This window comes from Methanoculleus sp. MH98A, assembly GCF_000691865.1.
Classification (GTDB): Archaea; Halobacteriota; Methanomicrobia; order Methanomicrobiales; family Methanoculleaceae; genus Methanoculleus.
On record NZ_JMIO01000219.1, the window covers coordinates 1 to 1,008 of the forward strand.

Here is a 1,008-nt window from a genome sequence, read left to right on the forward strand (position 1 = left end):
GACGGTCGTCCATTCCGGGCCTTCATGCCCAAGAAAGAACGTTGGGAACGGCCTTACCCCGAGCGAAGCCACCGCAGGAAGACCCGCGAGGAAATCCTTGGAGATTGTGCAACACGGTATTATGAGTGATATCGTTATGAGCGCTTTTCAGACCGTAGTTTTTCTTTCACCCGCAACAACTCCCTCTATGCGAATTTAGAGGCACGGAACATTCGGCGGTGCTTATGCCGTTCCGCTGAGTATCTCTGCCGCCTGATCTCGCGTTATGTCGCAGTTGTAGAACTCTTTGTAGAAGGCTATGACCTCAGCCTCCATATCGAGGTCCTTGAACTGCTCCGGGTAGATCGTCTTCGCCGTCCAGAGCACCATCAGCGGCGTCTCGCTCGTACGCTGGCACCAGTAGTGTGCTCCCATGGGCGCCGCATACACGTTCCCGTTCTTTATCGCGCTTACCCCGCTGAGCCTTGTATCATTTCGAACAGGGGCAGTCTGTTCGGGATTGAAGAGGATGATCACGTCGGGGTCCCATGCGAGTAACTGCTCCAGATCGAACGTCATGCTCTCCGCAACGCGTTTGTTCTTGGCGACAGCTATGCCTCCGGCTTTCTCGATCCACCAATCACTTATCTTGAGGCCTGCCGACATGCTGTTGTAGTTGCAGAACAGCACCTTCGGCCGCTGGTCGTCCGGCAGGGATGCGACGACCTTACCCGGGCGGGCGGTGGCCTCGTCGAAGTACCTGACGTATCTCTCAGCCCTCTCCTGCTCGTCGAAGATCCCTCCGAGCACTCTCATCAGGCCCTTCACGTCCTCGGCATCCGTCCAGGAGAGGTAAATGACAGGGATATCGTTCTTCTCGAGTGTTTCTACTTGCCCCCTCTCCATGGTAAACACAACGTCGGGGTTGATCTTCATGAGCTCCTCGATATTGATCTCCCCGCCTGCTGGTTGGATCGTTGGCTTATTCTTTAGACCGGGCTCGATCGCATACTGGTACTTCCACTTGCC

General features: G+C 55.6%; 1 protein-coding gene. It reads right to left on the reverse strand.

The features are described 5' to 3' along the window. Positions 1–222: 222 nt before the first annotated feature. On the reverse strand, positions 223–1,008 hold a 786-nt coding region (locus EI28_RS12650), incomplete at its 5' end, for an ABC transporter substrate-binding protein (protein ID WP_048115392.1).